Genomic DNA, 8,209 nt, shown 5'->3' on the forward strand with positions numbered 1-8,209 from the left:
CAGCGGAGAGGGAGGGATTCGAACCCCCGGACCTGTGACAGTCAACGGTTTTCAAGACCGCCGCGATCGACCACTCTGCCACCTCTCCAATGCGGATGCAAATATAGGGTAAAAAACAGAATCTCAAAAATAATTTTCAGGAAAATAAAGGTAAAAACCGAACTATTTCATATTTTATCCATCCTGGCTTATAACCTTGAAGCTGCCCAAGCGTTTAACTTCAAAAAAAGGACATGATCATAACCACTCAAAATATTTTGCTGCTCGGTTCTATCTTGCTATTCATCAGCATCATGATCGGTAAAACAGGGATTAAACTCGGTATTCCTGTCTTATTGTTATTTCTGATTGTAGGGATGGGATTCGGGCGGGATGGTTTCGGAATTGAATTCGAGAATCCGGTAACAGCACAATTCATCGGAGTTATATCATTGAGTATTATCCTTTTCTCCGGCGGAATGGACACCAATATAACAGAAATCAAACCGGTGATCGGTCAAGGAATTACCTTGGCAACCTTGGGGGTACTTCTAACGACGGCATTTACAGGAGGTTTTGTCTATCTCCTCGCTTCCTGGGCATTCCCAGAAGCACAAGCACCCTTGTTAGGATGTTTATTACTAGCTGCCGTCATGTCATCCACCGACTCAGCCTCAGTATTCAATATATTACGTTCCAAAGACTTAAATCTAAAACACAACCTACGTCCCCTGCTTGAATTAGAAAGCGGGAGTAATGACCCTATGGCCTATATGCTGACCATCTTATTGATCCAAATCATTCAATCGGGAGAGTTCAGTTTCGGACAGGTGCTGCTTTCATTTTTCATCCAATTCAGTGTCGGAGGAATTGCCGGATATTTATTGGGACGCTGTGCTGTTTATACGTTAAACCATTTCAGAATCCTCAACCAATCCCTCTACCAGATTGTTCTTCTGACCTTTGTATTTTTCACTTTCTCTTTTACCGAGAAACTTCAGGGGAACGGTTATCTGGCGGTATATATTGCCGGACTGGTCGTCGGGAATCGCCGGATCGTATACAAAAAGAATATTACCAATTTTTTCGACAGTACAGCCTGGCTTTTCCAAATTATCATGTTTCTTACCCTAGGCTTACTGGTCAATCCGAAAGACCTGATCAGCATCTCCTGGCTCGGTCTGCTTATCGGTATCTTTATGATCATCTTCGCCCGTCCCGTCAGTGTCTTATTGTGTCTCCTGCCTTTCCGCAAGATGACTTTTAAAAGCCGGTTATATGTTTGTTGGGTCGGTCTACGCGGAGCTGTACCCATTATTTTCGCTACTTATCCCCTGATCGCCAACATACCGGGAGCCCATCAGATTTTCAATATCGTGTTCTTCATCACCCTACTTTCTCTATTGATTCAAGGAACCAGTGTCACCCATATTGCCAGACTTTTGGGCGTATCCATCAAAAATAAAAAAATGGCCAAGGAATTCGAAATGGAACTACCCGAGGAAGTGAAATCCGTATTTTCAGAAATCATAGTCACCCCGGATATGCTCATTCAAGGAGATCACCTGATCGATATCCCTCTCCCCGACAATACCCTGGTCGTTCTCGTCAAACGCTTCAATCATTTTTTTGTACCGAACGGATGTTCTCAGTTATTCCCAAACGATAAACTTCTGATTATCTCCGATAACGAAAAAGAGTTGAAACAAGTCTACAACACCCTGGGTATCGAAGAATTTACCATCACCAAAAACTAAACAGGCAACTCTATTTCACAAAAGCCCGTTGTTCAGTATATTTTACAGTTCCTTGTTTTTGCAAGTAGACAGCAATTGCATCGGTGATAAAGATATCGGTAACCTCCCCTCCCTTTACCAGCTCATTGGAAGAAGCCACAAAATTGCTAAAGGCAATTTTGTATTTCTTTTGTTTATCTTTCAACCGTTTTCCCCTGGCGTCATAAAATTTCACCTCGATCCCCTCTCCTTGCAAATTCCGGATGATCTCATATTTTCCACCTGAAATATAGTAATTGATATAGCGTTTCCCGGGATCTTTCCCTCTGTTATAATCTTTTAAGATAAAATCTTCCATCTTGTTCAGATTCCATTCATGAACAACGATATAATTGGAGAACGGTTCCATTTTATATATTTTTTCCATGGTAATCTCTCCTTTACGTAGTTCATTCAGCCGTACTCCTCCTTTGTTATAAAAAGCGAAATCACCTCCAACCGCATCACGCATGGCATCGGTCATCAATGAAGCGACATCCTCTTTCCGGGTCAGGTCTTCTGCTGCCTGTCCTATGATCTTTTTAAATTCCGGCCGGTTACTGATCTCTTCCACCAGCAAAGCAATTTCCTGATCGGGAGTTCCTATATCCTTCAAACTCACCAATTGATAAGATTTATCGACCAGTTTTTTACCTTCAAACCGAAGTGTAGTCACACCGGCATACTCCAGATTAGAACCGGCCTGACCGATCAAAACCCCATTCACCTTTTTCGGTTCACGAATGACCGTATGCGAGTGCCCTCCGACAATCACCTCCAACTCAGGCATCACTAAAGCCAACAAAGAATCATTGGCAAACCCTAAATGAGTTAATCCGATCATCACATCACATTCCTCCGCCAACTGTTTATATTCCGGAACAACATCCTTGAAATAACGGAAAGAAATATCTTCCAGGTTAGCCGGATTAGTTGCAGGAAGATGATTCGCTCCGGTCTGAATCAAACTGAAAAAACAAAATTTCAGCCCGCCTCTCTCAATCATTTGATAAGCCGGCAGCTGCCCCAACTCACTCTTTTCAGAAAGCATATTAGCACAAACCACCGGAAAATTGGCTTCATGCAGCCTCTTTTTCAATATTTTTTGTCCATAATCGAAATCATGATTTCCCATCGTAACCACATCATACCCCACCTTATTCATCAGCCGGATCATCGGTTCCCCCCTCTCCAGAGCATGATCCACATAAGGATTACCCGAAAAACGATCGCCCGCATCAACCACAATCACTTCCCCTCCTTCTGTCTTTTTTTGCTGAATCAAAGTAGCCAACAGAGGAAAACGAGCCAGCTGTGCATGCATATCGTTAGTAGAAACGATCACGACCTTCCCCGGTGTTCCCGACTCATTTTTACAACAATATAGTGTTACCGCAAGCAGTAACACTATCCCCCATCTTCTCACAAAGTACACAATAACTTTTCTTTTATCATTTTGCATATCCCACCGGATGATTGATCAAAGGCCGTTGAGTATCTTTCAATTTCAAACCACTCTTCAATTTTGCCTGATCCATAGAGGCTCTGGGGACTGTCACTAAGCCTGTGCCGGAACAAAACAAGGATATATTCTGGGAAACAATACCGGCATCCAGGGCAGGCATTAAAACCTCTCCGCCGAACTTACTCAAATCCGCCACCATTACCAAACATACCGGAGCAGTAGCGACAAAACCCTGTCCTCCCCCGACAGCCGGACGCAAATCTTCTTTAGTCACCGGTTCGAGGCTATTCGCTTTTGGATGATACAAATAAGCCCCTTCCTGCAAACACACATAAACATCGATTTCCTGCTTATTCATGGCCGTCGGAGACGTCCGTTTTCCTGATTCAGGCCGGTTAATACCGGCAGCAGCCCACAACAAGTCCGACAAATCCTGCAATTCCAATTTTTTATCAGCATATTCCCGGGTAGACTGACGTTTTTGTAAAGCAGTCATCACAGGTAATCCCCGTTTAACATTCGGTTGATTCAACTTTATAGGTTTCAAATCCTGAGCCTGACTTCCCCCAAACAGGCCAACCAACAGCGAAAACAATAAGAACTTTTTCATGATACCTCCTTTTTTAATCATATATTGCCGCAAGTTAAACAATTTCCGGAAAAAATCAGTATTTAATAATTTTTTCCACCTTACTGTTGCAAGTTACAAATATCTCCTTTATATTTGCACCGCAATTACGGGATGTAGCTCAGCCCGGTAGAGTACACGTCTGGGGGGCGTGTTGTCGCAGGTTCAAATCCTGTCATCCCGACTACTGATTATCAAGAGGTTAGACCAAAAGTCCGACCTCTTTTTTATTGTGACGATTACATTTTGATTACACTTTTCGGGAAACTTAATGCAAACAGATACCAATCGTAATACTAAATTCATTTGGTATTTATTCGCATGACACCCCGGATTCATGCAGTTTAGGGGTAATCAATGACAGTTTAAAAGTAGCATCTTCTTTTCCCTGTGCCATTGCTTTTTCATACCACCGGGCTGCTTCTTCATAATTTTGTTTGACACCTTGCCCATAATGGTATAGGAAACCGATATTGAATTGCGCATTGTCGATTCCTTGCTGTGCTGCCAAGTGGAAGTATTCAAATGCTTTCTCTAAGTCCTTTTTTACTCCATACCCGTTATAATAGTGGATTCCTACATTAAATTGGGCGTACGCATCCCCTTCGTCGGCAGCTAACATGAAATGATGGAATGCAACTTCTTCATCTTTATCTATTCCCCACCCTTTGTAATATATAACCCCCAGCATAAATGAAGAATCAATTATGCCTTGTGCTTCGGCTATGAAAAAATACGTTATGGCTCTATGATAATCCAGTGGTAGTATCTTCCCCTCGTAATATACCATTCCCATATAATGTAAAGCTATTGGATGTCCATGATCCGCAGCTAATTTTAACCATTTGATTGCTTCTGTCGGGTTTTGTTTTACCCCGTCCCCATAATAATAGGATTCACCGAATTTGAAAATGGCTTTCATATGTCCTTGTTCTGCTGCCAGACGACACCATTTTACAGCTTCTTCTAAGTCCATTAGCACTCCGTCTCCATTTCCATATATTGCTGCCATGTGGTATTGTGCACTTTTATTTCCCGTGTTTGCCACTATACGCATTGCTTCTATGGCAACAGCCTTTTCTTCGTCTGTTTCGGCTCTCTTAAACTCTTCTACAGCCGATAAAAATTGTAGCTGGCTATTATCACCAGCTACGATATTTTCCTGTCTATTGGAACTGTTTTCTTGTATCATCGCTCTATATATTTATGTTATAGAGCAAATTTACAAAATGGGGGATTGTTATCCGGGGTACTGTTCTAGACATATTATTATAGAGCACTGCAGGCTGCAATTACACCTAATAATACCACGGACCCACCAATAGTTAATATTTTCCTGCCTATTGTTTTCTTTCCTCGGATTTCATCTCTTTGCTTACGTTCAAGAATCAATTCTTTTACAATAACCTCATCACCAATTATCGAATATTCAAAAAAGTATTCTCCTCGTTTGGTAAAATTCTGTTCACATGCTTTCTTTACCATATCTAATATATTTCCATAATATTGAAATGTACCCCCTCTATTTTTTAGTCCACTATATCCATGTTCAAATGTTTTAGTTTCAACATGAATTTTTTTGGTAAAGAATATTTTGTCTTGACACTTATAATAATTCTCCCCATTTAATGTGTAGAAAATTGTTGAAGAAGGCTGTAAATTATTTAATTCGTCATTCACAATGTCCTCATCTAGTTTAACAATATTTATCCCCGTAGAATCTCCACATAACAATATATTGACATCTCCTGCATAATTCAATACTAACTTCTCCAATTTTCTTTCACACTCCTTTATCTGCTTAGCATACTTAGTATTTAGGTAATCAGTTGCTTTAGACTTAATGTCCGTTTCTTGATATATAGCTAAAATTTTCTCTACTTCCTTTTGCTTTTTTACCTGTTTTGCTTCTTCTTGCTTCCTTTGTTCCTCTAACTTCTTTTTTGCTTCTTCCGCTTCTTTCTTTTCTTTTGCTATTTGCTCTTTAGACTTATATATTTTAACGTCACCTTTTATCGTTAACCAAGCGATTCCTTGATAAGGGTTTAAATCTGTTGTCATTCTCCACGTCTTTTTCCTACGCACATCATATATTTTATAATCATAATTGACAACATCCAAATAACCAAACATTTTAAAGGCATTTATTGCAGAAGCAATAGCCCTATTTATAGCATCCAAATCTTCAAAACTACTGACGTTTTCTTGCTCAAATACTATTTTAGTCGGATGAAAATAAACATTTGTATTAAAGCCATAAGGAAGTCCTTTAACTATATAACATTCCGGAGTTTCCTCTGTTTTAAAATGTGCTTTTAACCATCTTTTTACTTCTACATCAGATTTTCCATCATCAATTTTTTCAAAGCATTGAAATACTAAATCCCGAAATTCGTACTTATTCTTTTGAGCAAACATAGAGCATGATATCAAACTCAATAGAATCACATATAACATCTTTTTCATATAGCTATTGATTGTTTTAGGTTTTTATTTATTTCTTCTCAATGTACTTGGCTTTCATTTTCCTGTTTCTGTAGCTCAAACTCTTCCCAAATAATTTCTTTTGTTGAATAGATATCTCCCACTGAAAACCATAAGATTGCAGCAATCAACCCATACATAAGTCCACCTATGGCCATTTGATAAGCTAAATAATGTTGTGGTAAAAAACTCAGCATCATGCCTCCCCAAATTATTATTATTAATACTCGCATAAATACAGAAAAAGCAGATAAATGCTTCTGTACTGAAACGAATTTACGTCCTGTCTTTACAAATTTCGAGGTCGTTTCTGAATTTGCCTCAACCCCTAATACATTGTTTAAATTTTCTTTTTCCATAGTATTCTTATTTTTGACGACGATATAATGTTAGAAAGAATATAAATCCAGAAAGAACAGCAAGCATTCCTATTACTGATTGGACAAAATATATAACATTTAAAGACGATAAAAGCCTTTCTATTCCATTACTTTCCACATAAGTAACTGTATATCCAATCACAGATATTAAGTCCGCTATAAACCACAGACAAAAACATATTGCCGCAAATAAAGACACCTTTTTCATAGGATTAGTAATTAATTCCCCTCAGCCCCCCAAAAGGAAAGTTTATTACAAAAAAGAAAGCGTGGGAACTGTTAGAATTATCTGTTTTAGAGGTTCTGGACAAACCCATCACACGAGATAAAACGACACCCCACGCTCGACCGAATATATTACTCGTAAGTATATAAGGCAAGCATGAACGTTTGTATCGCCAATCCCCGTGTGATTTGAAATTGTCCAGATTTCTAATAACGGGATAAAGCTAAACGCTTTCATATAACCAATATGTCTACAATAAATTGCTTTATTGTGTGACAAATATAGTCAAATTTAGACGTCCTACAAACGTTTTCCGGGGTGTCGTCAAACAAATGTATATAAAACTCTATACTCAACAAGATTTTTAGGAAATAACTCCGATGAGAATTTCAAAATTGTATTTTCACCTCTCCACTTACAACATATAACAATCAGCACAACTCCATATTTCCATTTGACATATTTGCTATTCTTTTTTGATTAGTTATCAGATAGATATATTCTTTATTTTACCCCATCTTCATTGTTATTCTATACCTATCATCCACCTCATCATTTGATGGAATCATCACTTATATGTTATACTCCCCATACTCATTCCTTTATGGGATAGGATATTTTCATCATCGAAGCCACCAATCATTCCTCATCACTTTTATTCTTCTATTAGGCTCTATAAGCCAAGATATTTATTAGGGAATAAATAACACCGACATGATGAGGTGTAATCCCTATACGGTTCTATTTCACAACTTATTTTTCTTTTAGACAGGTATATATAAAAAAGGGAACCATTTACGGCTCCCTCAGTATGTTTCTTTGTACTATCACAACTACCTTGCTTCTTCACTGTCCAAATCCACATCTTCCACTTCTCCACTTTGTAATCCCAACACATCTTTTGCATTTAGAGGAGTTACAACCTTTTCACCCGTCTTTTCTTCCAGTTCTATCCTTGCATTACGGGCAATCGTTCCACCTTGCCGGGCTACCTCTATATGCTCATTGAATGATTCCGGGTTTTGTGCTTCTGATATTTTCTTAGTAGACAGCTCTGCAAGCATATTCAACACCAATTCGGTATTAGTCATATTGTCCCGTAGATTCTCTTTCTTCAACCCTTTGAACTGTTTATATTCCTTAGCTGTCTTTCCTGCCCACGTCTTATAGATAATATCTGTTAGAGTAGCAAACTGTACACCCTCCTGTAATCCATGCCGTTTCCATTCATCCGTTAAGTCCTTACGGATTTCTATACTTTTGAGCCGTTGA

General features: G+C 38.9%; 7 protein-coding genes, 2 tRNA genes and 1 pseudogene. 2 read left to right on the forward strand and 8 right to left on the reverse strand.

Features of this window, described 5'->3' with window-relative positions; translation table 11 throughout:
• Positions 1 to 3: 3 nt before the first annotated feature.
• Positions 4 to 88: transfer RNA gene (locus tag AC5RDS_RS14345), tRNA-Ser, on the reverse strand.
• A gap of 145 nt (positions 89 to 233) precedes the next feature.
• On the opposite strand from AC5RDS_RS14345, the gene AC5RDS_RS14350 reads away from it, so the two are divergent.
• Positions 234 to 1,736: a potassium/proton antiporter gene (locus AC5RDS_RS14350; RefSeq protein WP_013613520.1), complete on the forward strand. Its 1,503-nt coding sequence runs from the start codon at positions 234 to 236 to the stop codon at positions 1,734 to 1,736.
• 10 nt (positions 1,737 to 1,746) lie between these two features.
• Here the strand turns inward: AC5RDS_RS14350 and AC5RDS_RS14355 are convergent, their stop codons facing one another.
• Together AC5RDS_RS14355 and AC5RDS_RS14360 are read right to left on the reverse strand one after the other, a co-directional pair.
• On the reverse strand, positions 1,747 to 3,180 hold the full coding sequence (locus AC5RDS_RS14355; protein ID WP_494222382.1) for a bifunctional metallophosphatase/5'-nucleotidase: 1,434 nt from the start codon (positions 3,178 to 3,180) through the stop codon (positions 1,747 to 1,749).
• A 25-nt stretch (positions 3,181 to 3,205) separates the two neighbouring features.
• Positions 3,206 to 3,829: a SagB/ThcOx family dehydrogenase gene (locus tag AC5RDS_RS14360; protein WP_041557593.1), complete on the reverse strand. Its 624-nt coding sequence runs from the start codon at positions 3,827 to 3,829 to the stop codon at positions 3,206 to 3,208.
• Positions 3,830 to 3,957: 128 nt separating this feature from the next.
• On the opposite strand from AC5RDS_RS14360, the gene AC5RDS_RS14365 reads away from it, so the two are divergent.
• Positions 3,958 to 4,031: transfer RNA gene (locus AC5RDS_RS14365), tRNA-Pro, on the forward strand.
• Positions 4,032 to 4,160: 129 nt separating this feature from the next.
• Here the strand turns inward: AC5RDS_RS14365 and AC5RDS_RS14370 are convergent.
• From AC5RDS_RS14370 to AC5RDS_RS14390, 5 genes and pseudogenes are all read right to left on the reverse strand, one after another.
• Positions 4,161 to 5,039 (reverse strand): tetratricopeptide repeat protein, encoded by an 879-nt coding sequence (locus AC5RDS_RS14370; RefSeq protein WP_215658339.1) that lies wholly within the window; start codon positions 5,037 to 5,039, stop codon positions 4,161 to 4,163.
• 77 nt (positions 5,040 to 5,116) lie between these two features.
• On the reverse strand, positions 5,117 to 6,313 hold the full coding sequence (locus tag AC5RDS_RS14375; RefSeq protein WP_217774268.1) for a hypothetical protein: 1,197 nt from the start codon (positions 6,311 to 6,313) through the stop codon (positions 5,117 to 5,119).
• 38 nt (positions 6,314 to 6,351) lie between these two features.
• On the reverse strand, positions 6,352 to 6,690 hold the full coding sequence (locus tag AC5RDS_RS14380; RefSeq protein WP_217774267.1) for a hypothetical protein: 339 nt from the start codon (positions 6,688 to 6,690) through the stop codon (positions 6,352 to 6,354).
• A 7-nt stretch (positions 6,691 to 6,697) separates the two neighbouring features.
• On the reverse strand, positions 6,698 to 6,919 hold the full coding sequence (locus AC5RDS_RS14385) for a hypothetical protein (RefSeq protein ID WP_217774266.1): 222 nt from the start codon (positions 6,917 to 6,919) through the stop codon (positions 6,698 to 6,700).
• Positions 6,920 to 7,770: 851 nt separating this feature from the next.
• Positions 7,771 to 8,209 (reverse strand): annotated as a pseudogene (locus AC5RDS_RS14390) (hypothetical protein); the annotation flags it as partial.

The organism is Odoribacter sp., assembly GCF_985060555.1.